Here is a 22,966-nt window from a genome sequence, read left to right on the forward strand (position 1 = left end):
CCTCGGCGGCCTGCTGCGCCGCGCGGGCCGCCTCCAGGACGGCCTGCTTGCGGATGCGGCCGCCGACGCCGGTGCCCTTCACGGTGCCGAGGTCGACGTTGTGCTCGGCGGCGAGCTTGCGCACCAGCGGCGTCACGTACGGGCCCTCGCCCGCCGCCTCCGGCTGGGCTTCGGGCGCCGGAGCGGGCGCGGGCGCCTGCGGGGCCGGCTGCTGCGGCGCCTGCTGCGGGGCCGGGGCGGGGGCCGGGGGAGCGGGGGGCTGCTGCTGCGCGGGCGGCGGCTGCCCGGCGGTCGGCGGGGCCTGCTGCTGGGGCGGCTGCGGCGCGGTCTCCTGCGGCGCGGCGGGCGCCTCGGGCGCGGGCGGGGCCTGCTGCGCGGCGGCGGCCGGGGCACCGCCGCCGGCGGGCGCGTCGCCCTCGTCGCCGATGACGGCCAGTTCGGCGCCGACCTCGACGGTCTCGTCCTCGGCGACGGTGATGCTGGTCAGGATGCCCGACGCGGGCGAGGGGATCTCGGTGTCGACCTTGTCGGTGGACACCTCCAGGAGCGGCTCGTCGGTCTCGACGCGCTCGCCCTCCTTCTTGAGCCAGCGGGTGACGGTGCCCTCGGTGACGCTCTCGCCGAGCTGGGGCATGGTGACGGAGACCGGCATGTCTCAGCGACTCCTTCGTATTACTTGTGCGGCGTTCAGCCGTGCACGTGCAGTGGTTTGCCGGCGAGGGCGAGGTGGGCCTCGCCGACCGCCTCGGACTGGGTCGGGTGGGGATGGATCAGCTGGGCGACCTCGCCCGGCAGGGCCTCCCAGTTGTAGATGAGCTGGCCCTCCGCGATGAGCTCGCCGACGCGGGCGCCGACCATGTGCAGGCCGAGGACGGGACCGTCCACGGACGCGATGACCTTGACCTCGCCCTGCGTCCCCAGGATCTTGCTCTTGGGGTTGGCGGCGAGGTCGTAGGTGAACTCCTTGATCTCGTGCCCGCGCTCGCGGGCCGTCGCGGACGTGATGCCGACCGAGGCCACCTCGGGGTCGGAGTAGGTGATGCGGGGCACGCCGTCGTAGTCGATCGGCGGCGGGGTGAGCCCGCTCAGCCGCTCGGCGACGAGGATGCCCTCGGCGAAGCCGACGTGCGCGAGCTGCGGCGTCGGGATCAGGTCGCCGACGGCGGAGATCGTGGGGACGTTCGTCCGGCAGTACTCGTCCACCTTGACGAACCCGCGCTCGGTCTCCACGCCGGCCGCGGCCAGCCCGATGCCGTCGGAGATCGGGCCGCGCCCGACCGCGACGAGCAGCAGCTCCGCGTCGATGGTCTTGCCGTCCTCGAGGGTGACGGAGACGCCGCCCTGCGTCGTCTTGGCGCTCTGGAAGCGGGTGCCGAGCTCGAATTTGATACCGCGCTTGCGGAACGCGCGCTCCAGCCGCTTGGAGCTGGACTCCTCCTCCAGCGGCAGCAGGTGCGGCAGCGCCTCCACGATCGTGACCTCGGCGCCGAACGAGCGCCACACGCTGGCGAACTCGACGCCGATCACGCCGCCGCCGAGGATCACGACGGACGCGGGGACGTGCTCCAGCCGCAGCGCGTGGTCGCTGGAGATGACGCGCTCGCCGTCGATCTCCAGGCCGGGCAGGCTCTTGGGCTGCGAGCCGGTGCCGAGGACGATGTGCCCGGCCTCGATCGCGGTGGTCTCCCCGCCGGGCGCGGTGACCTCGACCGTGGTCGGCCCGGTCAGCCTCCCGGTGCCGTGCACGACCTCGATGCCCCGGGATTTGATCAGCCCGGTGAGGCCCTTGACGGTGGTGGAGACGACCTTGTCCTTGTAGGCGTTGACGCCGGCGACGTCGATGCCCTCGAAGGTCGCCTTGACGCCGAACTGCGCCGCGTCGCGCGCGTGGTCCGCCACCTCGGCCGCGTGCAGCAGCGCCTTGGTGGGGATGCAGCCCCGGTTGAGGCACGTCCCGCCGAGGGACTCGTCCCTCTCGATGAGCGCGACCGACCTGCCGAGCTCGGCGGCGCGCAACGCGCACGCGTACCCGCCGCTGCCGGCACCCAGGACGACGATGTCGAAGGGGCCGTTGTTGGCCACTGGACGCTCCCTTTCCCCTGTTGCGGCGCCGCGTGGATCGCGGCGCCCCGAGCCCTCAGGGCGGGGCGGGCGCACCGTCGCCGGGCCCCCGCCGCCATGAGAAACCTATTGTGTTCTCCGCCGGGTGACAGCGGTGGGGTTCGCTACAGAATTCCCGCGGCGACGTCCTCGGCGATCTGGACCAGCGTGCGGGCCGCGGCTCCGGTGCCGCCCTTCGGCGTGTAGCCGTACGGCTCGCCCTTGTTGAAGGACGGGCCGGCGATGTCGAGGTGGGCCCACTTGACGCCGTCCGGCACGAACTCCTTCAGGAACGTCCCGGCGACCAGCATGCCGCCCCACCGCTCGCCGCTGATGTTGGCGATGTCGGCGACCGACGAGTCGAGGCCCTTGCGCAGCTCCGCCGGCAGGGGCATGCCCCACGACGGTTCCCCCGCGCGCTCGGCCGCCGCCACCACCTTCTCACGGACGTCGTCGTCGTTGGCCATGACGCCGGTGGTCCGGGTGCCGAGCGCGACGAGCTGCGCGCCGGTCAGCGTGGCGACGTCCACGATCAGGTCGGGGGAGTCCTCGCCGGCGCGGACGAGCGCGTCGGCCATGACGAGGCGGCCCTCGGCGTCGGTGTTGAGGACCTCGACGGTCTTGCCGCCGTAGATGCGCAGCACGTCCGACGGGCGCTGCGCGGTGCCGCTCGGCATGTTCTCGGCGATGGCGAGGTAGCCGACGACGTTGACCTTCGGGCCGAGCTCGGCGATGGCCGCGAGCGCGCCGAGCACCGCGGCGGCGCCGCCCATGTCGGACTTCATCCAGTCCATCGCGTCGGTGGGCTTGAGGGACAGGCCGCCGGAGTCGAACGTGATGCCCTTGCCGACCAGCGCGAGCGTCCGGGACGCCTCGGCGTGGGTGTAGGCCAGCCGGACGAGGCGCGGCGGGTTCACCGAGCCCTGGCCGACGCCGGCGATGCCGCCGTAGCCGCCCTCCACCAGCGCCTTCTCGTCCAGCACCTCGATCCCGAGGCCGGCCTCGGCGGCGACCCGCCCCGCCTCGGCGGCGAGGTCCTCGGGCGCGAGGTGGGACGGCGGGGTGTTGACCAGGTCGCGGACGAGCTTCACCGACGCGGCGAGGGTGCGCGCGCGGTCGACGGCGGCCTGCTCGGACGCCGGGGCGGCGAGCCGGATCTCCTCGACCGGGGCCTTGCGGCCGTCGCCGGTGCGGTAGGCGTCGAACGAGTACGCGCCGAGCAGCGCGCCCAGCGCGACGGCCTCCACGTCCGCGGCCGATTCGGCGGGCAGCGCGACGGCGGCGCGGGCGGTGCCGGCGAGCGCGCGGACGGCGGCGCCCGCGGCGCGGCGCAGGTCCTCGGCGGAGGGGTCCGCGCCGAGCCCGGCGGCGACGATGACCTTGGCGGTGACGGCGCCGAGCGACGGCAGCCGGGTGATCTCGCCGGCCTTGCCGGTGGCGCCGAGCGCGGCCAGCGCCTCCGCGAGCCGGCCGCCCATCGCGCGGTCGAGGTCGCCCGCGCCGCCCGCCGGCGCGGCGCCCTCCCCGTCCGGGGAGACGCCGATCACGATGGCGTCGGCGTCGATGCTGGCCAGGGCTGCGCTGTCAAGGCTGATGCTCGTCACGTAGCCCGATGTTAGTCGTCCCGGTGACCGGATTCGTCCTTTTGGATCAAGCATTGCCCGCGCCGGGACGCGACCCGGCACGGGCATGGTCATCAGGGGCGGGCGGCCAGGACGACCAGCGCGGCGGTGGCGGCGATCTCGACGAGGGCGCCGAGGACGTCGCCGGTGACACCGCCCAGCCGCCGGACGGCGTGCCGGAGCATCGCGAGGGCGGAGGCCAGGGCGACCGCCACCGCGGCCGCGCTGTGAATCGCGCCACCCGGGCCGCCGGCCGCCGCCCCGGCGCCCGCGGCGGCCGCCGCGACCGCCGCGGTGGCGAGGAGGGCGGCGCGGGTTCCGACCGTCCCCGCGACCAGGGCGCCGAGCCCGCCGGGACGCGCCGCCGGGACGCCCGTCCGGCAGGCCCAGGGGAGCGCCAGCCGCCCGGCGGCGGCCGCGACGAGCGCCGCGGCGGCCGGATGCGGGGCCGAGGCCAGCGCGGCGGCCTGGACCAGCAGCGCCAGCAGCAGCGCGACGACGCCGAACGGGCCGATGTCGGACCGCTTCATGACGGCCAGCGCCCCGGCGGCGGGGCGGCCGCTGCCGAGGCCGTCCGCGAGGTCGGCGAGGCCGTCCAGGTGCAGCGCGCGGGTGGCGGCGGCGGTGGCGGCGACCGCGAGCACCGCCGCGAGGAGGGCGGACAGGCCGAGCAGGCCGCCCGCGAGCAGCACCAGCGCGGCGGCGCCGCCCGGGATGAGGCCGGCGGCCGGGGCGAGCAGCATCGCGGTGCGCGCGGTGCCCCGGTCGACCCGCGCCGTCCCCGCCGGGACGGCGGTCAGCAGCGTGACGGCGAGCCGCAGTCCCTCGATCACGCCAGCTCCGCGACGCGTCCCGCCACGACCAGCGCGGCCTCCTCCGACTCGGCGGCGAGCCGCTGGTTGACCAGGCCGAGCATGTCGCGGAACGCCCGCCCGGACGCGGTCGCCGGCACCACCGACAGCCCGACCTCGTCGCTGACCGCGACCGCCCGCGCCGCCGTGCCGCGCCACGCCGCGACGAGGCCGTCGACGCGCGGCAGCACCCGGGACGGGTCGTCCCACGCGCCGGACTCGTCCATCGCGGCGGCCAGCCACGTGCCGATGCCGTCCACCAGGACCGCGCCCCTCTCCGACTCCAGCACGGCCGCCGGATCGGCCGTCTCGACCGTGCGCCACCACGCCGGGCGCCGGCGCCGGTGCGCGGCCACGCGCTCCGCCCATGCGGGATCGTCGTCGCGGACGGGGCCGGTCGCGACGTAGAGGACGTCCGGGCACGCGGCCAGCCGCAGCTCCGCCTCGGCCGACTTCCCCGACCGGCTCCCGCCGAGAAGAAGGGTGCGGAACGGGCCGTGCCGGGGCCGGCCCCAGAAGGCCATGCGGCGCTCCAGTTCCGCCTCGGACGGCAGCCGGTGATCCACGTGCACGGCGAACACCTGCGTTGCCGGCGTCACGGCCCCGGTGCGGCGCAGATACCCCAGATGCTCCGGAGAGCCCGCGAGGTCGAGCAGGACGGCCGTGTACCCCGTGCCCGGCGTGGGCTCGGGCCTCGCCCCCGGCCCCGCGGCCACCAGGACGAGCCCGCCGTCCGGGCCGCGCACCTCGCGGCCGCCGGGCACCTCGGTCCGCGGCAGGTCCTCCAGCGGCACGCCGTCGACGAGGGCCGCCACAGGTGCGTGGCGGACGCCGGCGGCGCGCAGCCGCCCGCAGGACGCGCACCGGCACCCCGGCGCGGGCCAGCCGTGCGCTGCGGCGATGCCGCGAAGCTCGATGTCCATATCGGTCGGAACTCTACGGTTACGCTCCCCTGAAAGGATCGCCGCGCCCCCAACAGGAGGACACCCGGTGGGCAACCCCCCGAACGCGCCATGGCCGCACCAGCCGGGCCAGGGCCCGCCGCCCTACGGCCCGCCCCCGATGCCTCCCGGCGGGCCCGGTCCGGGCGTGCCCGGCGGCTTCGGCCCGCCGCCCTACGGCCCGCCCCCGCCCGGACGCAAGGGCGGCGGGGGCCTCGTGCTCGCACTGGTCGGCGGCGGCCTCGTCTTCGTGCTCATCGTTGTCGGGGTGGCCGTCCTCGCCCTGCAGGGCGAGGATGACGACGGCGGCGGAGGCGGCGAGGTGCGGCTGCGGGTCGGCAAGATCGCCGGCGGCGCGGAGGCGGCGCCGCAGGCGGACGGCAGCCTCGTCATGTCCCGGCCGGGCGTCACCGCGCCCGTCGTGGACATCTACGAGGACTTCGCCTGCCCGCCCTGCGGCGCGTTCGACCAGAAGCACGACCCGATGCTGAAGCAGATGGTGGTCGAGGGGCGCGCCAAGGTCGTGTTCCACCCGATGCTGATCTTCGGCGAGAGCCGGCAGCCGGCGCACGACAACTCGCTCCGGGCCGCGGCCGCCCTGCGCTGCGTCGGCGACGGGGCCCACTGGCTCTCCTACCAGGACGCGCTCTACGAGCACCAGCCCGAGAACGAGAACGCCACGGGCTACACCACGGACGAGCTGCTCTCCCTGGCCGAACCGCTCGGGCTGACCGGCGGCGACTTCACCTCGTGCGTGAAGAGCCAGCGGTACGCCGCGAGCGTGAAGACGGTGAGCCGGGGCTACATATCGTCCGGGATCTCGGGCACGCCGAGCGTACGGGTCAACGGACGCACCCTGGATCCGTCCGACATCGAGAGCCCCGAGGCGCTGCGCCGCGCCGTCGAGGCCGCCTCCTGACCCGGAGCCGCTAGTCTCACCGCGACGAGGGAGGTCGACGCGATGGCGTGGAGCTGGCGTTTGGAGAGGGCCGACGGGCGGGCGGCCGGCATGTCGGAGGAGACCTTCTCCACCCAGGCGGACGCGGAGAGCTGGCTGGGGGAGAACTGGCGGGGGCTGCGCGCCGACGATGTCGGCAAGGTGGTCCTGCTGGACGGTGAGACGCTCGTCTACGAGATGAGCCTGCACGACCCGGAGTGAGGCCGCGAGGGCCGCGGAGCGCCTGCTCCGCGGCCCTCGGCCTGCGGCCCGGCCCCGGTCAGGGGCGCTTGCGCGGGCTTCCGGTCTTGGCGGGGTCGCGGATGACGGCGTCGCCGAGGACGTCGTCGATGCGCTTCATCACCTCGGCCTCCAGCGTCACGCCGGCGGCCTTCACGTTGTCGGCGACCTGCTCGGGACGGGACGCGCCCACGATCGCCGCGGAGACGTTCGGGTTCTGCAGCGTCCAGGCGATGGCGAGCTGCGCCATGGACAGCCCGAGTTCGTCGGCGATCGGCTTGAGGTTCTGCACGCGGGTCAGCAGGTCGTCGTTCAGGTAGCGCTTGATCATGTCGGCGCCGCCCTTGTCGTCGGTGGCGCGCGACCCCTCCGGCAGCGGCCGCCCCGGCTTGTACTTGCCGGTCAGCACGCCCTGCGCGATCGGCGACCAGACGATTTGCCCGATGCCCTCGCGCTCGCAGAGGGGGACGACCTCCTCCTCGATGACCCGCCACAGCATCGAGTACTGCGGCTGGCTGGAGACGATCCGGTCGAGGCCCATCTCACCGGCGATCTTCAGCGCCCGCTCGATCTCCTCGGCCCGCCACTCCGAGACGCCGACGTACAGCACCTTGCCCTGCCGGACGAGGTCGTCGAAGGCGCGCAGGGTCTCCTCCAGCGGCGTCTCGTAGTCGAACCGGTGGGCCTGGTAGAGGTCCACGTAGTCCGTTCCGAGGCGGCGCAGCGAGCCGTGGATCGACTCGAAGATGTGCTTGCGGGACAGGCCGGAGTCGTTCCTGCCCGGTCCGGTGGGCCAGTAGACCTTGGTGAAGATCTCCAGCCCCTCGCGGCGCCGCCCCTTGAGCGCGCGCCCGAGGACCTCCTCGGCGCGTGTCCCGGCGTAGACGTCCGCGGTGTCGAAGGTGGTGATCCCCTCGTCGAGGGCGGCGTGCACGCACGCGCGCGCCGCGTCCTCCTCGACCTGGGAGCCGTGGGTGAGCCAGTTGCCGTACGCGATCTCGCTGATCTTCAGACCGCTCCGGCCCAGGTTTCGGAACTCCATGGCCCCAACCTAGCCCGAAGATGATCGAGGGACCGCCGCCGGAATCCGGCGCCCGGTCAGACCTTCTCCCGCTCGCCGACCCGCACCTGCGGGTTCGGGACCCGCAGCCGGCGGATCTGCATCGCGCGCATCGCGGCGTACAGCCCGACGCCCTTGACGTCCTCGTCCGGGAAGCGCTCGGCGGCCAGCCGCTTGATGCCGCGGCTGAGCAGCAGGCCCTCGCCGAACACCACGACGAGCAGGACCGGCGGCGCGAACAGCACCAGCAGCCGGGCCGCGGGGATCGGCAGCATGCTGAGCAGCACGATCGCGAACATGGCGTACATGAGGTAGGAGCCGACGGTGCGGCGCGCGTCCACGTAGTTGCGGGCGAGCCGGCGGACGGGGCCCTTGTCGCGCTTGAGCAGGTGCCGCTCGTCGCCCTTCGCCATCCCCTCGCGGGCCTTGGCGCGCTCCTCCGCCAGCTGCGCCCTGCGCCTCTTGTAGGCGTCCTTGCCCGTGGCGGGGGCGGTGATCGGCTGGCGGCGGCGCTTCTCGGCGTCCCTCCGCTTGGGCGTGGGACGGCCCTTGCCGCCCGGCTTTACTACCTGAGGAGGATTCGCCGGGGCCTCAGGGGTACGACGCTTGAACACGGGATCAGCCTACCGGCTGCGAACATCGTGGCTGCCTCGCGCGTTAACGCGTAGGGTGATAAGAACCCCAGCAGTGGTCATTGAGCCCAGTCCACGACTGAGGCGACAGCACGAAGGGACCGGCGCCGCGCGATGAGCGTGATGAAGCGAATGTCGATGATCTTCAAGTCCAAAGCCAACCGGGCCCTGGACCGGATGGAAGACCCTCGGGAGACCCTCGATTACTCCTACCAGCGCCAGCTGGAGATGCTGCAGAAGGTTCGTCGCGGGGTCGCCGACGTCGCCACCTCGCGCAAGCGCCTCGAGCTGCAGATCAACCAGCTGGAGCAGCAGCAGAGCAAGCTGACCGACCAGGGCAAGAAGGCGCTGCAGGTGGGCCGGGAGGACCTCGCCCGCGAGGCGCTGACCCGCCGCGCCGGCCTGGAGAGCCAGTTGAACGACCTGCGCGGCCAGTACCAGCAGCTGCAGGGCGAGGAGGAGAAGCTCACGCTCGCCTCCCAGCGGCTGCAGGCCAAGGTCGACTCCTTCCGGACGCGCAAGGAGACCATCAAGGCGACCTACACGGCCGCCGAGGCGCAGACGAAGATCAACGAGGCGTTCTCCGGCATCTCCGAGGAGATGGGCGACGTGGGCCTGGCGATCCAGCGCGCCGAGGAGAAGACCGACACGATGAAGGCGCGCGCCGGCGCGATCGACGAGCTGCTGGCCTCCGGCGCCCTGGAGGACTTCTCCGGTCCCCGCGACGACATCCAGGCCGAGCTCGACCGGATGGGCTCCGGCCCCGGCGTCGACCTCGAACTGGAGCAGCTCAAGGCCGAACTCGGCCAGGGCCCCGCGCCCAAGGAGCTGAACCAGGGCACGCCGACCGCGCAGCCGCAGCAGCACCAGCAGGACGCCCCGCAGCAGGCCCCGTGGCCGAACAACCCCGGGGGTGCCCAGTGATCGTCCGGCTGATGGGTGAGGGCCAGCTGGACGTCGCCGAGGAGGACCTGTCCTCCCTCAACGCCCTGGACTCCGAGCTGGAGTCGGCGATCGAGTCCGGCGACGAGACCGCGTTCCGCACCGCGCTGCACGCCCTGCTGGAGAACGTCCGGAAGGTGGGCAAGCCGCTCCCGGCCGACAGCCTGGAGCCGTCCGAGCTGATCCTGCCGCCGGCCGACGCGCACATCGACGAGGTGCGCTCCATGCTCGGGGACGAGGGGCTCATCCCGGACTGAATCCTCCGCGTACGGGGGAAATATGGGGATCTTCCCCGCTCGACGCCGCGGGGTCCCGGGGGTGCCGTCCGTTCTGGACATCCAGGCACAAAACCCGGGTCTCGTGCGTTGATACAAATGAATAAGAGCAAGGACTTGGGGGTGGCCGCATGGCCAGCACGCGCTACGCCTCCGACCGGGGGCTGACATCGCGGATGCTCGTGACGATGTTCCTGCTGGGGCTGGTGTACGTCGTCTTCGTCGGAGCGTTCTTCGTCTTCGTGCCGCAGTGGGCGTTCGTCGCCCTCGGCGTCGCGGTGGCCTTCCTGTTCGCCCAGTACTTCTTCTCCGACCGGATGACGCTGTTCGCCATGCACGGCCGCGTCGTCTCCCCGGAGGAGGCGCCCGAGCTGCACGGCGTCATCGACCGGATCTGCGCGATGTCGGACGCCCCGAAGCCGAAGGTCGCGATCGCCGACACCGACGTGCCGAACGCGTTCGCCACCGGCCGCAACCAGAAGAAGGCCGTCGTCTGCGTCACCACCGGGCTGCTGCGCCGGCTCGACCCGGTGGAGCTGGAGGGCGTCCTCGCGCACGAGATGGCGCACGTCGCGCACCGCGACGTCGCGGTCATGACGATCGCCTCGTTCCTCGGCATCTGCGCCGGCCTGATCACCCGCTTCGGCCTCCAGTGGGGCCTGTGGGGCGGGTTCGGCCGCCGCAGCAACGACCAGAACACCGGGCTGATCCTGCTCGCCGTCGTCGCGGCCAGCGCGCTCGCCTACGCGGTCAGCTTCATGCTCACCCGCGCCCTGTCGCGGTACCGGGAGCTGTCCGCCGACCGCGCCGCCGCGCTGCTGACCGGCCGGCCGTCCGCGCTCGCCAGCGCGCTGACCAAGGTCAGCGGCGAGATCGCGCGGATCCCGACGAACGACCTGCGGTCCGCGCAGGCGTTCAACGCGTTCTTCTTCACCCCGGCGTTCGGCAAGGGCTTCAGCGTCTCCTCGCTGTTCTCCACCCACCCGCCGCTGGACAAGCGCCTCGCCCAGCTCTCGAAGATCTCCGACCAGCTCAGCAGGGGAGTCTGACCCGTGGGTTTCCTCGACACGCTGCTCGGCCGCTCCAAGCCGGTCAAGCCCGACCTCGACCAGATCTTCGGGCTGTCGTCGGCGGCGATCACGCTGGAGGCGGCGACGGGGTTCACCCCGACCGGGCTGGGCTCGGTGTGCTTCCGGGCCGCCGAGGGCGGCGCGTTCGCGCGGCTGCAGGCCGACGTCCAGGAGCTGCTGGACGCCGACCAGGGCCCCGAGGTCGAGATCAGCAACGACTCCTACGGCTACACCTGGCTGCTCGCCAGGCACCGCCCCGAGGAACTGCCCGACCTGGTCACCGACCTGCACGCGGTGAACTCGACGCTGGAGTCCGGCGGGTTCGGGCCGCACCTGCTGTGCTCGCTGGCGGGCTTCCGCGGCCCCGACGGGCAGCGCCTCGCCCTCGTCTACCTCTACAAGCGCGGCACGTTCTACCCGTTCGCGCCGCTCCCCGGAGACAAGCGCGACAACGCGCTGGAGCTCCAGGTGCGCGGCGCGGTCGGCGCCGACCTCCCCTTCGAGGAGGACCTCGGCCGCTGGTTCCCCGTCTGGGGCGCCCCCGGCCTGTGAGGCGGCCGGGGACGTCCCGCGGGCACCGCGGCTAGGGGAGGGCGAGCATCTGGTCGAGGGCCGCGCGGGCGTAGTGCGCGGTCTCCTCGTCCACCTCGATGACGTTCTGGACGTCGCCCGCGGCGAGCGACTCCAGCGACAGGACCAGGTGCGGCAGGTCGATGCGGTTCATCGTCGAGCAGTAGCAGACGGTCTTGTCGAGGAACATGACGTTCTTGTCCGGGTGGGCGTTCGCCAGCCGCCGGACGAGGTTCAGCTCCGTGCCGATCGCCCAGGACGAGCCGGGCTCGGCGGCCTCGATCGCCTTGATGATGTACTCGGTCGAGCCGATCTGGTCGGCGGCCGTGACGACCTCGTGCCGGCACTCGGGGTGCACCAGGACGTTCACGCCGGGGACGCGCTCGCGGACCTCGGCCACCGACTCCTCGGTGAACCGGCCGTGCACCGAGCAGTGCCCGCGCCACAGGATCATCTTGGCGTCGCGCAGCTCCCGGGCGGTGAGCCCGCCCTCGCGGCGGTGCGGGCTGTAGACGACGCAGTCGTCCAGCGAGAACCCCATGTCGAGGACGGCGGTGTTGCGGCCGAGGTGCTGGTCGGGCAGGAACAGGACCTTCTTGCCCTTGCCGTAGGCCCATTCGAGGGCGCGCTTGGCGTTGGACGAGGTGCACACCACGCCGCCGTGCCGCCCCACGAACGCCTTGATGTCGGCCGAGGAGTTCATGTACGTGACGGGCACGACGTCGTCGGCGACTCCCGCGTCCTCCAGGACGTCCCAGCAGTCCTCGACCTGGTCGAAGGTCGCCATGTCCGCCATCGAGCAGCCGGCGCCGAGGTCGGGCAGGATGACCCGCTGGTGCGCCGCGGTCAGGATGTCGGCCGACTCCGCCATGAAGTGCACGCCGCAGAACACGACGTAGGGCGCCTCGGGGCGCGCCGCGGCCTTCTGCGCCAGCTTGAACGAGTCGCCGGTGACGTCGGCGAACTGGATGACCTCGTCGCGCTGGTAGTGGTGGCCGAGCACGAACACCCGGTCGCCGAGGGACGCCTTGGCGGCGCGGGCGCGCTCCACGAGCTCGGGGTCGGAGGCCGGCGGCAGTTCGCCCGGGCAGTCCACGCCGCGCTCGCTGAGCGGGTCGGCGCCGCGGCCGAGCAGCAGCAGCGGAAGGTCGCTTGCCGTGGTGGTCATCGGGGATCTCCCTTCGCGACGGAGGCTTATCGTCGCTTTGACGACTAATGATGGCACATCCTCCGGCCGGCGGAGCTGTGACGTAGAACGCACCGCCCGCGCGCGTTAAACCCGGCCGATAAGCGGAATGGGCCGGTAGCGAGGTACGTTGTCCTACGGGAAGAGGCGTACGACGTCCTCGGACAAGCGACAGTCCGCCGCACCGCGGCGCAGCGAGACCCGGGAGCTGAACACATGACGGTTTCAGGCGAGACCACGCAGGAGACCACGCAGCAGGGCGTCGTCCTCACCGACGCCGCCGCCGAGAAGGCCAAGGGCCTGCTCGAGCAGGAGGGCCGCGACGACCTTGCGCTGCGTGTCGCCGTGCAGCCGGGCGGCTGCTCCGGCCTGATCTACCAGCTCTTCTTCGACGAGCGGGAGATGGACGGCGACCAGATCCAGGACTTCGACGGCCTCGCGGTCCGCGTCGACCGGATGAGCGCGCCGTACCTGACCGGCGCCACCATCGACTTCGTCGACTCGATCGAGAAGCAGGGCTTCACGATCGACAACCCGAACGCGTCGGGTTCCTGCGCCTGCGGCGACTCCTTCAACTGAGCGTCCGCGACGCGAGCGGAACGTCCGGAAAGGGGCGGTCCCGGGGACGATGCCCCGGGCCCGCCCCTTTCGCGTGCCCCCGGGCGGCGGCCCGGTTCCGCACGCTCCCCGTGCGGTCCGGCGGTGATCTGTGGTGCGATGGGGAAGTAGTCTTTCCGGGTTCGGAAACAGCCGGTGAACAGCCGGACGACCACGACGAGGAGAGCGACGCCGTGCGCATCGCCGTGACTGGCTCCATTGCGACCGACCATCTGATGACCTTCCCCGGAAGGTTCACCGACCAGCTCCTGCCCGACCAACTGGACCGGGTGTCGCTGTCCTTCCTGGTGGACGAGCTGGAGATCCGCCGCGGCGGCATCGCCGCCAACATCTGCTTCGGCATGGGCAGCCTCGGCAAGGAGTCGATCCTCGTCGGCTCCGTCGGCGACGACTTCGCCGACTACCGCTCCTGGCTGGAGCGCCACGCGGTCGACACCGCGTCCGTGCACGTGTCGGACGTCCACCACACCGCCCGGTTCCTGTGCACCACCGACCAGGACCAGAACCAGATCGCCACGTTCTACGCCGGCGCGATGAGCGAGGCGCGCTCCATCGAGATCAAGCCGGTCGCCGACCGCGTCGGCGGGCTCGACCTCGTCGTCGTCAGCCCGAACGACCCCGACGCGATGCTCCGGCACACCGACGAGTGCCGCACCCGCGCGATCCCGTTCGCCGCCGACCCGTCCCAGCAGCTCGCCCGGATGGACGGCCCCGACGTCCGCCGGCTCATCGACGGCGCCGCGTACCTGTTCAGCAACGACTACGAGAAGGCGCTCGCCGAGGAGAAGACCGGCTGGAGCGGCGCGGAGATCCTGTCCCGCGTCGGGGTCCGCGTCACCACCCTCGGCGCCAAGGGCGTCGTCATCGACCGCGCGGGCGAGGAGGGCGTGCACGTCCCCTGCGTCCCGGTCGAGAACGTCGCCGACCCGACCGGCGTTGGCGACGCCTTCCGCGCCGGCTTCCTGTCGGCCACCGCGTGGAACCTGCCGCTGGAGCGCGCCGCGCAGGTCGGCTGCACCATCGCCGCGTACGCGCTGGAGGCCGCGGGGCCGCAGGAGTACGGCCTCGCCCGCCAGGCGTTCCTCGACCGGTTCGCGGCCGCCTACGGCGCCGCCGCGGCGGCGGAGATCGCCCCGCACCTCACCTGCCCGAACCCGTAGCACGGCGCGTGCCGAGGGCCGCGCCTGCGGGGCGCGGCCCTCGCGGCGTCAGTACGTCCGGCGGATGTGGAAGCCCCAGCCGCCCTGGCCGAGGGTCTCCTCGCGGACGAAGTCCTGCGACTTCATGCGGCACCAGGCGGGCACGTCGGTGCGCGCGGCGGCGTCGTCGGCGAGGACGGCGACGACCTGCCCCACCGGCACCTCGCGGATCCGCTCGGCCAGCATGATGATCGGGATCGGGCACTTGCGGCCGAGCGCGTCGATGACGAGCACGGGCGGCGGGCCCGCGGGGGCCGCCTCGGCGGGCGGCTGCGCGGCCGGCGGGGCGTCGGCGGACGGCGTCCCGTGCTTGGCGCGGCCTCGGAACCTCATGGACGCGACCGCCTCCCTGTCTCGATGGTCCTCATCGTCTCATCCGGCGTCTCATCCGGCGTCGTCCCGCTCATCGTCCGGCGGCCCTCATCGTCTCGCGGAGGCGTTCGACGGCGCCGGGGAGCACGGCGAGGAACCGGTCGACCTGCGCCGCGTCGGCGCCGCGCGGCAGCGACACCCGGACGTTCCCATGGGTGAGCACCCCCATCGCCTCCAGCACGTGACTGGGACGCAGCGTATCCGCCGTGCACGAGCTGCCGGACGAAACCGCGAAACCCAGCCGGTCCAGTTCGGTCAGCAGCGCCTCGCCCTCGACGTACAGGCAGGAGAACGTCACCAGGTGCGGCAGCCGCCGCACCGGGTCGCCGACCACCTCCACGTCGGGGACGCTCCGCGGCACCTCCGCGCGGATGCGGTCCACCAGCGCGGACAGGCGCGGCGCTTCCGCCGCCATGTCCGCACGGTACGCCTCCAGCGCGGCCGCCGCCGCGACGATGGACGGGACGTTCTCGAACCCGGGGACGCGGCGCCCCTCGCGCTCGTCGTCGGGCAGCGGCGAGCGCCACCGGGTGCCCTTGCGGACGGCGAGCACGCCGACGCCCGCGGGGCCGCCCCACTTGTGCGCGCTGCCCGCCAGGAACGACCAGCCGCCGGGGACGTCCGCCCGCCCGAGGGACTGCGCCGCGTCGACGAACAGCGGCACCCGCGCGGCGCGGCAGGCCTCGGCGGCCTCGGCGACGGGCTGCAGGGTGCCGACCTCGTGGTTCGCCGACTGCAGGCAGGCGAGGGCGGTGTCGGGGCGCAGCGCCGCGGCGAACTCCGCGGGGTCGGCGCGGCCCGCCCGGTCGACGCCGACGACGGTCACCTCGCCGCCGTCGCGCTCGTGCCGCTCGGCGGCGTGCAGCACGCTGGAGTGCTCCACGGCGCTCACCACCAGGTGCCGCCCGACACGCCGGCGCGCCTGGAGCCCCCCGAGGACCGCCAGGTGCACCGCCTGGGTGCCCGAGGAGGTGAACGACACCTCGTCCGGCCGGGCGCCGACGACGCCCGCGACACGCGCGCGGGCGCGGTCCAGCAGCAGCCGGGTGCCGCGCGCCGTCCCGTACAGCCGGGCGGGATCGGCCCAGCCGGCGTCCAGCGCGTCCAGCAGCGCCGCGCGCGCCGCGGGGTGCGGCGGCTCGGTGGACGCGGCATCGAAGTAGGCGGCCGTCAAGGAGGCGCCCGCCGTGCTCGGTTCGGCCACGCTGAAACACTAACCGGGCACCCGATCGGGGGTTCGCCCGACCCTAGCGCTAGGGTGTCCACCACACGTGTAAACAGTGATCTCACCGCCCGGCCGACCGGGCTTCATCCGTGGGGAAGGCATTCCGTGAGTCCGACCCGCTCTAGGGAGCGGCGTACGCCTGTGCGCAGTCGCCGCGCATTGAAAAGCGCCGGTGTGCTTGGGCTGCTGGCACTGGCCGCCACTGGCTGCAGTGGTTCAAGGCTGGGCCTGCCCGAGCCGATCAGCGTCCAAGGCGAGCGCATGCTGCACCTGTGGCAGGGCTCCTGGATCGCGGCGTTCGCGGTCGGGGGCGTCGTCTGGGGCCTGATCATCTGGGCGGTGCTCTTCCACCGCAAGCGCTCCGACGACCTGCCGCCGCAGGTCCGCTACAACATGCCGATCGAGATCCTCTATACCGCGGTCCCGTTCGTCATCATCGCCGTCCTGTTCTACTTCACCGCCCGCGACGAGAACTTCGTCGAGAAGACCACCGACAATCCCGCCGTGGTCGTCGACGTGACGGCGTTCCAGTGGAGCTGGCAGTTCGACTACAAGGAGAACGGGCAGACCGTCGCGTCCGTGACCGGCGTCCCCGTGAACCCGAACGGCCCGGCGCCCGGCAAGCCCGTCATGACGATTCCCGCCGGCAAGACCGTCCGGGTGAAGCTGCACTCCAACGACGTCATCCACTCGTTCTGGGTCCCCGCGCTGATCTACAAGAAGGACGTCATGCCGGGGTACGTCAACGAGTTCGAGTTCACGGCGACCAAGCTCGGCACCTATGAGGGCCGGTGCGCCGAGCTCTGCGGCGTCGACCACAGCCGGATGCTGTTCGAGCTGAAGGTCGTGACGCCGGAGCAGTACCAGAAGTTCATCGCAGATTCGAAGCAAGCACTGGCCGCGGGAGGTGGGAAGTGACCGCCACGAGTCACGCCCCGAGCGCGCCGATCGCCGCGCCGCGGACGAGCAAGGGGCGCATCCTCGCCTCCTGGATGTCGTCCACCGACCACAAGGTGATCGGCTACCTCTACCTGATCACCTCGTTCGTCATGTTCCTGTTCGGCGGCGTCCTCGCCCTGCTCATCCGGGCGGAGCTGTTCGAGCCGGGCATGCAGATCGTCAGCAACGAGCAGTACAACCAGCTGTTCACCATGCACGGCACGATCATGCTGCTGATGTTCGCGACGCCGCTGTTCGCGGGCTTCACCAACGTCATCATGCCGCTGCAGATCGGCGCGCCGGACGTGGCGTTCCCGCGGCTGAACATGCTGGCGTACTGGCTGTTCCTGTTCGGCAGCCTCATCGTCATCGCCGGCTTCCTGACGCCGGGCGGCGCGGCCAGCTTCGGCTGGTTCGCCTACGCTCCGTTGTCGGACGCGGTGCGCTCGCCGGGCATCGGCAGCGACATGTGGGTGATGGGCCTCACAATGTCGGGCTTCGGCACCATCATGGGCGCGGTCAACTTCATCACCACGGTGCTGTGCATGCGCGCGCCGGGCATGACGATGTTCCGGATGCCGATCTTCACCTGGAACGTCCTGCTGACCTCCGTCATCGTCCTGGTGGCGTTCCCGGTCCTCGCCGCCGCGCTGCTGGCCCTGGAGGCCGACCGCAAGCTGGGCGCGCACATCTTCGACGCCGCGCACGGCGGCGCGCTGCTCTGGCAGCACCTGTTCTGGTTCTTCGGGCATCCGGAGGTCTACATCATCGCCTTGCCCTTCTTCGGCATCGTGACCGAGATCCTCCCGGTGTTCAGCCGCAAGCCCGTCTTCGGCTACATCGGCCTGGTGTTCGCGACCATCGCCATCACCGGCCTGTCCATCACCGTGTGGGCGCACCACATGTTCGTGACCGGCCAGGTGCTCCTGCCGTTCTTCTCCTTCATGTCGTTCCTCATCGCCGTGCCCACGGGGGTGAAGTTCTTCAACTGGGTGGGGACGATCTGGCGAGGACAACTGACCTTCGAGTCGCCGATGCTGTGGTCGCTGGGCTTCCTGGTGACGTTCCTGTTCGGCGGTCTCACCGGCGTCATCCTCGCGTCCCCGCCGATGGACTTCCAGCTGTCGGACTCCTACTTCGTCGTGGCGCACTTCCACTACGTCGTCTTCGGCACCGTGGTGTTCGCGATGTTCGCGGGCTTCTACTTCTGGTGGCCGAAGTGGACCGGCAAGATGCTGAACGACAGGCTCGGCCACGTGCACTTCTGGCTGCTGTTCATCGGCTTCCACGGCACGTTCCTCGTCCAGCACTGGCTGGGCGCGGAGGGCATGCCCCGCCGGTACGCCGACTACGCGGCCGAGTTCCACGGGCTGAACGAGATCTCGACGATCTTCTCGTTCATCCTCGGCATCTCGATGATCCCGTTCTTCTACAACGTCTACATCACGTGGAAGAAGGGCAAGAAGGTCGAGGTCGACGACCCGTGGGGGTACGCGAACTCGCTGGAGTGGGCGACGTCGTGCCCGCCGCCGCGGCACAACTTCAACTCGATCCCGAAGATCCGTTCCGAGCGGCCGGCGTTCGACCTGCACCACCCGCACGTGGGTGCGAAGGGCGAGCTCGCCGGGGCGAAGGGGGAGTAGCCGATGCGCGTCCAGGCGTTCATGTTCTACGGGACCGCGGTCTTCTTCCTCGCCACCGACATCGTCTACTGGCTCTGGTCCAAGGACTGGACCGGCACGACGGCGCTCGGGCTGGCGGTCGGCCTCGCCGGGCTCATCGGGTTCTACGTCCACTTCACGGTCCGCCGCCTCGAGCGGGCGAACGCGGGCCCGCTGTTCGAGGACGACCCCGAGGGCGAGATCGCGGACGCGGCCGGTGAGCTGGGCTTCTTCAGCCCGCACAGCTGGTGGCCGCTGTACGTCGCGCTGTCGGCGAGCGCGGTGGCGCTCGGCATCGTGTTCGGCTGGTGGCTGGTGATCCTCGGCGTGGCCGCCGCGATCCTGAGCACCATCGGTCTGGTCTTCGAGTACTACCGGGGTCATTTCGCCCACTAGTCGGTAAAAGAACCCCAGTGAGGGGCCGGTGTCCGCTTTTTGCGGGTACCGGCCTTTTCACATACTGGGCGCCGTTCCAGCGACCGGGCTGGGCAGGCGGACCGATCGCCCAGGAGGACGACCGGGGGGCACACATGCGGGTGGGTGGCTCAGGACCGGGAGAGCGGGGGCGGCGCACGGCCGCCGTCCTCGTCGGAGCGAGCGTCGTGGCCGGGTCCGCGGCGTGCTCGGGCGGTGAACCGGACGCGGTGCAGTCCGTGCGGCTCGCGGTGTCGCCGGCGAGCGGCGGGAAGCTGAAGCCGGACAGCACGATCGACGTCCGGGCGCAGAGCGGCACGATCGCGAACGTCACGGTGTCGTCCGGGGACGGCGCGGTCGCGGGCGACCTCAGCGCCGACCGGACGCAGTGGCGGTCGCGCTGGTCGCTGAAGCCGGGCCAGACCTACACGGTCGCCGCGACGGCGCTCGGGAAGGACGGCAGGACCCGGACGGTCTCCAGCCGCTTCACCACGGCCGAGGTCGAGAAGACGAACGCCGCGACGATCGACGCGCCCTACAACAAGGAGACCGTCGGCGTCGGCATCCCGATCATCATGAACTTCGAGCGCCCGGTGAAGGACCGGGCGGCGGTCGAGCGGGCGCTGGAGGTCAGCGCCGACCGGACGGTGGAGGGCGCCTGGCACTGGTTCGGCGACCAGCAGGTCGTGTTCCGGACGAAGCAGTACTGGCCGGCGCACACCAACGTCCGGTTCCAGGCGCACCTCAGCGGCGTGCGCACCGGCGGGGACGTGTACGGCGGCAAGGACTACGCCGTCGACTTCAAGGTCGGCGACTCGCACATCTCCACGGCGGGCGAGGACAGCCACAAGATGGTCGTGATGGTCAACGGCAAGAAGGTCCGGACCATCCCGACCAGCATGGGCAAGGGCGGCGAGCGCAAGTACACCACCACCGACGGGGTCCACCTCACCATGGCCAAGGAGGACCCCACCACGATGACGTCCGAGTGGATGGGCATCAGCCCCGGAAGCCCCGGCGGCTACAGCCTGACCGTCTACAAGGCCGTACGGATCTCCAACAGCGGCGAGTACGTGCACAGCGCGCCGTGGTCCGTCGGCTCCCAGGGCCACGAGAACGTCAGCCACGGCTGCATCAACATCAGCCCGTCCAACGCCAAGTGGTTCTACAACCTCAGCTACCGGGGCGACGTCGTGCGGGTCACCGGCAGCAGCCGGAAACTGGAGCCCGACAACGGCTGGGGCTTCTGGCAGCTCGGCTGGAACGACTGGGTGAAGGGCAGCGCGCTGAAGCGGTCGGTGACGACCGCGCCGCGCCCGGACGCGTCGACGCTGTCGGCGCAGCAGGGCCGGGGCGGCACGGCGCCGGAGAAGCAGGGCACGCAGGGCAACTGACGGCCCCGCCGGTCAGCGCAGGGGCGGCGGCACCGCGACGCGGTTCATGCGGGCCCAGTCCCTGGCCATCGCGATCCGATCGGGCCCCGACGGGTGCGTCATCCACAGGATGTACTCCATCGCGTCGGGGCTCAGGTCGGAGATGTTGCGCACCGACAGCTCGTGCTGCATCGACACGAACGTCGCCGGGTCGCGGGTGAGGTTCAGGGCGTGCGCGTCGGCGCGGGCCTCGATGCGCCGGCTGACGAGGTTCTGGACGGGGGCGGCGAGGAGCGTGCCGGCGGCGACGAGCGCGAGCAGCAGCGCGATGGTCCGCGGGTCGGCCGCCCCGCGCTCGCCGGGCGCCCGTCCCGGCGCGCCGCCGGGATCGGCCCCCGCGCGCCGCAGGAGGCGCGGAGAGGTCATCAGGAGGTACAGCAGGCACAGCGCCCCGGCGATGCCGAGCGCGCCCACCAGCGTGCCCCACAGGACGTCGTCGCGCTTGGCGTGGCCGAGCTCGTGCGCGACGATCGACTCGATCCGCGGGCGCGGCGACTTCAGCAGCGTGTCGTAGAGGACGATCCGGCGGGTGGAGCCGAACCCGGACACGTAGGCGTTCAGCGACGTCGTCCGGCGCGAGGCGTCGGCGACGAGGACGTCCTCGACGGGGACGCCGTCGCGCTTCGCCATCGCGAGGAGGTCGCTGCGCAGCTGCCCCTGCTTCAGCGAGTGGAAGTCGTTGAACACCGGCTCGACGACCACCGGGTAGATGAACGACACGAGCACGACGAGGACGAACCCGCCGCTCGCGGCGCCCGTCCACCAATAGCGGGGGAAGCGCCGGATGAGACCGTAGAGGAGCAGCAGCGCGACCGTGTAGACGACCCAGGTGACGCCGAGCGACTTCAGCTGGTCGGCGAGCCACGCGGGCCAGCTCTGCGTCGACAGCCCGTACCGCCGCAGCACCGACTCGCTCCAGATGCCGAACGGCAGCCCGGCGAGGCGCAGCAGCGTCGTGACCGCGACCGTCGCGACGACGACGCGGAGCGGGCGGCGCCGGGTGCGGGCGGTGGCCCAGCCGATGAAGCGGGCGCCGAGCGGCGTGAGTCCGAGCACGAGGACCACCGCGAGGCCCGCCAGGAGCCCCGCGTAGGCGGGCGGGTTGACGGCCGCGTCGAACGCCCGGGAGCGGGCGATCTCGGCGGGGGAGAAGTCGAGCGCGGGGTCGGCCGCCGCGCGGCCGCCGGGGACGTGGCCGGGCAGCGGGTTCCACGGGGTGGTCAGCGCGAGGACGGCGCCGACGGCGGCGAACAGCACGACGGCGGCGACCGCGGCGGCGACGCGCGCCCGCCTCATCCCGGCCGTACCGTCCACCGGCGGCGATCCCTCTCCGCCGGGCTCGCCGCCCACGCGCCCCTCGTCCACCCGGCCTTCGTCCACGCGGCCCTTGTCCGCCTCCGTCTTGTCCCTTGTGGGGGGACGACCCCCCACGCCCCCCGACTCGCTCCGCTCACTCATGAGAGTTCCTTCTTCACGTAGTCGCGCCACAGTGCGGTGAAGCGGTCCCGGGTGAGGCCGAGCACGTCGCGCAGTGCGGTGGCCTCCGGGGCGCGCCCGGCGGTCCGGTACAGCCGCACGAGCGTCGCCTCACCGTACCGGTCGGCGATCATCCGGCAGGCGAGCCAGGCCTCCTGGTAGGCCTGGGAGAGGCGCGGGGAGCCGCCCGCGAAGTCGGCGGCGGCGGGCAGCGCGGCCGGGACCCGGCCGGCGGCGACCTCGCGGCGCAGCTCGCCGGCCGCCGCCCGGACGCCGATCTTGACGCGCCGGTAGCCGACGTAGTCGGCGAAGCCCTCGATGAGCCACAGCGGCGTCCGCCGGTCGCGGGCGCCGCCGGTGGCGACATGGGTCAGCTCGTGGGTGAGGACGACGTCGCGGCCGAGCGCGTTGAGGCGGCCGAAGGTGCCGGGGGAGACGATGACGCGGTCCTCGCCGCGGCCGCCGCCCGCCGACGGGGCGACGGTGGCGAGGGCGGCGATCTCGTCGAGGCTCTGGCCGGGCCCGGCGAGCGCCGAGGCGAGGGCCGTGTCGGCGGGGACGAGCGCGACGACCCGCTGCGCCCAGCCGCGCCCGACGACGCCCGTGACGACCGGCACGGCGGCGTCCAGGCGGTCGGCGATGCCCTTGAGCCCGGTGGCGTCGCCGATGACGAGGCTGGAGCGCCCCTTCACCACGGTCAGGGGGCCGCCGTCCCAGATGTCGGCGTCGTCCTTGAAGCCGTGGGACGTTCCATCGCCGGTGATCGTCCAGGTGGCGGAACCGGGGGCGAAGGCCAGGTAGCGGGTGTGGGCCACGTGCCCCTTGTCGAACCCGCGCAGCCTGTAGCGCACCTCGATGCGGACGACCGCGCTCTCGTCGGCCGCGGCCCGGGTGTTGGAGAGCCGCTCCTGCCACCCCTCCAGGGGGAGCTTGCGGAGGTTGTCGTACATGCGCGACTGCGCGTCCTGGAACGCCCTGGGCGCGTTGCCCACGGTGGCGAGGAAGGCGATGCGGTCGCCGTCCCGCACCGCTCGCGCGCGGTTGGCGAGGACGGTTCCGGCGGCGTCGGGGTCGAACGGGCCGGCCGCCGCGGCGGAGTCGCCGCGGGACGCGCGGCTCCCCGCCGTGCCGCCGCCCGGCCGCGCGCCGAGGAGCCAGGCGCCGCCCGCGACCCGCGCGGCGGCCCCGCCCGCGCCCCGGGGG

General features: G+C 72.6%; 24 protein-coding genes. 12 read left to right on the forward strand and 12 right to left on the reverse strand.

Translation table 11 applies throughout. From position 1 onward, the window contains the following. The 5 genes from ABFX46_RS42245 to ABFX46_RS42265 form a co-directional block, all read right to left on the reverse strand. On the reverse strand, window positions 1–652 hold a 652-nt coding region (locus ABFX46_RS42245; RefSeq protein ID WP_346050098.1), incomplete at its 3' end, for a biotin/lipoyl-containing protein. 35 nt (window positions 653–687) lie between these two features. Further along, entirely contained in the window at window positions 688–2,082 is a 1,395-nt protein-coding gene (gene lpdA, locus ABFX46_RS42250) for a dihydrolipoyl dehydrogenase (RefSeq protein WP_346050100.1), read from the reverse strand. A gap of 143 nt (window positions 2,083–2,225) precedes the next feature. Further along, the gene (locus tag ABFX46_RS42255) at window positions 2,226–3,758 is read right to left on the reverse strand and encodes a leucyl aminopeptidase (RefSeq protein ID WP_346050133.1); all 1,533 of its coding nucleotides are present in this window, start codon (window positions 3,756–3,758) and stop codon (window positions 2,226–2,228) included. Between the two features lie 38 nt (window positions 3,759–3,796). Next, entirely contained in the window at window positions 3,797–4,555 is a 759-nt protein-coding gene (locus ABFX46_RS42260) for an adenosylcobinamide-GDP ribazoletransferase (protein WP_346050102.1), read from the reverse strand. Then, complete coding sequence (locus ABFX46_RS42265) at window positions 4,552–5,496, reverse strand: bifunctional adenosylcobinamide kinase/adenosylcobinamide-phosphate guanylyltransferase (RefSeq protein WP_346050104.1); 945 nt, start codon at window positions 5,494–5,496, stop codon at window positions 4,552–4,554. Before ABFX46_RS42265 ends, ABFX46_RS42260 begins: the two co-directional genes overlap by 4 nt. Before the next feature lie 67 nt (window positions 5,497–5,563). Between ABFX46_RS42265 and ABFX46_RS42270 the strand changes: the two genes are divergently transcribed. Together ABFX46_RS42270 and ABFX46_RS42275 are read left to right on the forward strand one after the other, a co-directional pair. After that, window positions 5,564–6,433: a DsbA family protein gene (locus ABFX46_RS42270; RefSeq protein WP_346050106.1), complete on the forward strand. Its 870-nt coding sequence runs from the start codon at window positions 5,564–5,566 to the stop codon at window positions 6,431–6,433. A gap of 60 nt (window positions 6,434–6,493) precedes the next feature. Next, complete coding sequence (locus tag ABFX46_RS42275; RefSeq protein ID WP_346050108.1) at window positions 6,494–6,673, forward strand: hypothetical protein; 180 nt, start codon at window positions 6,494–6,496, stop codon at window positions 6,671–6,673. A gap of 58 nt (window positions 6,674–6,731) precedes the next feature. On the opposite strand, the gene ABFX46_RS42280 is transcribed toward ABFX46_RS42275, so the two are convergent. Both ABFX46_RS42280 and ABFX46_RS42285 read right to left on the reverse strand, forming a co-directional pair. After that, window positions 6,732–7,733 carry an aldo/keto reductase family protein gene (locus ABFX46_RS42280; RefSeq protein ID WP_346050110.1) on the reverse strand — a complete coding sequence of 334 codons (1,002 nt, stop codon included), beginning with the start codon at window positions 7,731–7,733 and terminating at the stop codon, window positions 6,732–6,734. A gap of 56 nt (window positions 7,734–7,789) precedes the next feature. Beyond that, window positions 7,790–8,365, reverse strand: a complete 576-nt coding sequence (locus ABFX46_RS42285) for a DUF3043 domain-containing protein (RefSeq protein WP_163053657.1) — start codon at window positions 8,363–8,365, stop codon at window positions 7,790–7,792. Between the two features lie 132 nt (window positions 8,366–8,497). Here ABFX46_RS42285 and ABFX46_RS42290 point away from each other — a divergent pair, with 132 nt between their 5' ends. The 4 genes from ABFX46_RS42290 (at window position 8,498) to pspAB (ending at window position 11,222) form a co-directional block, all read left to right on the forward strand. Then, window positions 8,498–9,307: a PspA/IM30 family protein gene (locus ABFX46_RS42290; RefSeq protein ID WP_203596165.1), complete on the forward strand. Its 810-nt coding sequence runs from the start codon at window positions 8,498–8,500 to the stop codon at window positions 9,305–9,307. Continuing rightward, window positions 9,304–9,582: a PspA-associated protein PspAA gene (pspAA, locus tag ABFX46_RS42295; protein WP_131942426.1), complete on the forward strand. Its 279-nt coding sequence runs from the start codon at window positions 9,304–9,306 to the stop codon at window positions 9,580–9,582. Before ABFX46_RS42290 ends, pspAA begins: the two co-directional genes overlap by 4 nt. A 149-nt stretch (window positions 9,583–9,731) precedes the next feature. Continuing rightward, a complete protein-coding gene (htpX, locus tag ABFX46_RS42300; protein WP_346050113.1) occupies window positions 9,732–10,649 on the forward strand; it encodes a zinc metalloprotease HtpX in 918 nt (305 codons plus the stop codon). 3 nt (window positions 10,650–10,652) lie between these two features. After that, window positions 10,653–11,222 carry a PspA-associated protein PspAB gene (gene pspAB, locus ABFX46_RS42305; RefSeq protein ID WP_346050115.1) on the forward strand — a complete coding sequence of 190 codons (570 nt, stop codon included), beginning with the start codon at window positions 10,653–10,655 and terminating at the stop codon, window positions 11,220–11,222. Window positions 11,223–11,253: 31 nt separating this feature from the next. On the opposite strand, the gene nadA is transcribed toward pspAB, so the two are convergent. Beyond that, the gene (gene nadA / locus ABFX46_RS42310; protein ID WP_346050117.1) at window positions 11,254–12,408 is read right to left on the reverse strand and encodes a quinolinate synthase NadA; all 1,155 of its coding nucleotides are present in this window, start codon (window positions 12,406–12,408) and stop codon (window positions 11,254–11,256) included. Between the two features lie 234 nt (window positions 12,409–12,642). Here nadA and ABFX46_RS42315 point away from each other — a divergent pair, with 234 nt between their 5' ends. Both ABFX46_RS42315 and ABFX46_RS42320 read left to right on the forward strand, forming a co-directional pair. Beyond that, entirely contained in the window at window positions 12,643–13,005 is a 363-nt protein-coding gene (locus ABFX46_RS42315; RefSeq protein WP_131942422.1) for a HesB/IscA family protein, read from the forward strand. A 212-nt stretch (window positions 13,006–13,217) separates the two neighbouring features. Beyond that, window positions 13,218–14,204 carry a carbohydrate kinase family protein gene (locus tag ABFX46_RS42320; RefSeq protein ID WP_346050119.1) on the forward strand — a complete coding sequence of 329 codons (987 nt, stop codon included), beginning with the start codon at window positions 13,218–13,220 and terminating at the stop codon, window positions 14,202–14,204. Between the two features lie 48 nt (window positions 14,205–14,252). Here the strand turns inward: ABFX46_RS42320 and ABFX46_RS42325 are convergent, their stop codons facing one another. Both ABFX46_RS42325 and ABFX46_RS42330 read right to left on the reverse strand, forming a co-directional pair. Further along, the gene (locus tag ABFX46_RS42325) at window positions 14,253–14,576 is read right to left on the reverse strand and encodes a sulfurtransferase TusA family protein (RefSeq protein WP_346050121.1); all 324 of its coding nucleotides are present in this window, start codon (window positions 14,574–14,576) and stop codon (window positions 14,253–14,255) included. 70 nt (window positions 14,577–14,646) lie between these two features. Continuing rightward, the gene (locus ABFX46_RS42330) at window positions 14,647–15,819 is read right to left on the reverse strand and encodes a cysteine desulfurase family protein (RefSeq protein ID WP_346050123.1); all 1,173 of its coding nucleotides are present in this window, start codon (window positions 15,817–15,819) and stop codon (window positions 14,647–14,649) included. A gap of 195 nt (window positions 15,820–16,014) precedes the next feature. Between ABFX46_RS42330 and ctaC the strand changes: the two genes are divergently transcribed. The 4 genes from ctaC (at window position 16,015) to ABFX46_RS42350 (ending at window position 20,248) form a co-directional block, all read left to right on the forward strand. After that, complete coding sequence (ctaC, locus tag ABFX46_RS42335) at window positions 16,015–16,758, forward strand: aa3-type cytochrome oxidase subunit II (protein ID WP_338071482.1); 744 nt, start codon at window positions 16,015–16,017, stop codon at window positions 16,756–16,758. A 74-nt stretch (window positions 16,759–16,832) separates the two neighbouring features. Next, entirely contained in the window at window positions 16,833–18,422 is a 1,590-nt protein-coding gene (ctaD, locus tag ABFX46_RS42340) for an aa3-type cytochrome oxidase subunit I (protein WP_346050135.1), read from the forward strand. A 3-nt stretch (window positions 18,423–18,425) separates the two neighbouring features. Next, on the forward strand, window positions 18,426–18,836 hold the full coding sequence (locus tag ABFX46_RS42345; RefSeq protein WP_163062025.1) for a cytochrome c oxidase subunit 4: 411 nt from the start codon (window positions 18,426–18,428) through the stop codon (window positions 18,834–18,836). A gap of 206 nt (window positions 18,837–19,042) precedes the next feature. Further along, complete coding sequence (locus tag ABFX46_RS42350; protein WP_346050127.1) at window positions 19,043–20,248, forward strand: L,D-transpeptidase; 1,206 nt, start codon at window positions 19,043–19,045, stop codon at window positions 20,246–20,248. Between the two features lie 12 nt (window positions 20,249–20,260). Here ABFX46_RS42350 and ABFX46_RS42355 read toward each other — a convergent pair whose 3' ends face one another. Together ABFX46_RS42355 and ABFX46_RS42360 are read right to left on the reverse strand one after the other, a co-directional pair. Continuing rightward, entirely contained in the window at window positions 20,261–21,745 is a 1,485-nt protein-coding gene (locus tag ABFX46_RS42355) for a M48 family metallopeptidase (RefSeq protein WP_346050129.1), read from the reverse strand. Then, window positions 21,742–22,966 (reverse strand): hypothetical protein (locus ABFX46_RS42360; protein ID WP_346050131.1); only part of this gene is annotated, 1,225 nt, incomplete at its 5' end. The genes ABFX46_RS42355 and ABFX46_RS42360, both read right to left, overlap by 4 nt.

Origin of the sequence: Actinomadura chokoriensis (assembly GCF_039529475.1) — a bacterium.
GTDB lineage: Bacteria > Actinomycetota > Actinomycetes > Streptosporangiales > Streptosporangiaceae > Spirillospora > Spirillospora bangladeshensis.

Bases quoted from the DNA above. Each gene is read 5' to 3' on its own strand.
- ABFX46_RS42255 (WP_346050133.1), bottom strand. From the start codon at position 3,758: ATGCTTGATCCAAAAGGACGAATCCGGTCACCGGGACGACTAACATCG.
- ABFX46_RS42265 (WP_346050104.1), bottom strand. From the start codon at position 5,496: ATGGACATCGAGCTTCGCGGCATCGCCGCAGCGCACGGCTGGCCCGCG.
- ABFX46_RS42280 (WP_346050110.1), bottom strand. From the start codon at position 7,733: ATGGAGTTCCGAAACCTGGGCCGGAGCGGTCTGAAGATCAGCGAGATC.
- ABFX46_RS42290 (WP_203596165.1), top strand. From the start codon at position 8,498: ATGAGCGTGATGAAGCGAATGTCGATGATCTTCAAGTCCAAAGCCAAC.
- htpX (WP_346050113.1), top strand. From the start codon at position 9,732: ATGGCCAGCACGCGCTACGCCTCCGACCGGGGGCTGACATCGCGGATG.
- nadA (WP_346050117.1), bottom strand. From the start codon at position 12,408: ATGACCACCACGGCAAGCGACCTTCCGCTGCTGCTGCTCGGCCGCGGC.
- ABFX46_RS42315 (WP_131942422.1), top strand. From the start codon at position 12,643: ATGACGGTTTCAGGCGAGACCACGCAGGAGACCACGCAGCAGGGCGTC.
- ABFX46_RS42325 (WP_346050121.1), bottom strand. From the start codon at position 14,576: ATGAGGTTCCGAGGCCGCGCCAAGCACGGGACGCCGTCCGCCGACGCC.
- ctaD (WP_346050135.1), top strand. From the start codon at position 16,833: ATGTCGTCCACCGACCACAAGGTGATCGGCTACCTCTACCTGATCACC.
- ABFX46_RS42345 (WP_163062025.1), top strand. From the start codon at position 18,426: ATGCGCGTCCAGGCGTTCATGTTCTACGGGACCGCGGTCTTCTTCCTC.
- ABFX46_RS42355 (WP_346050129.1), bottom strand. From the start codon at position 21,745: ATGAGTGAGCGGAGCGAGTCGGGGGGCGTGGGGGGTCGTCCCCCCACA.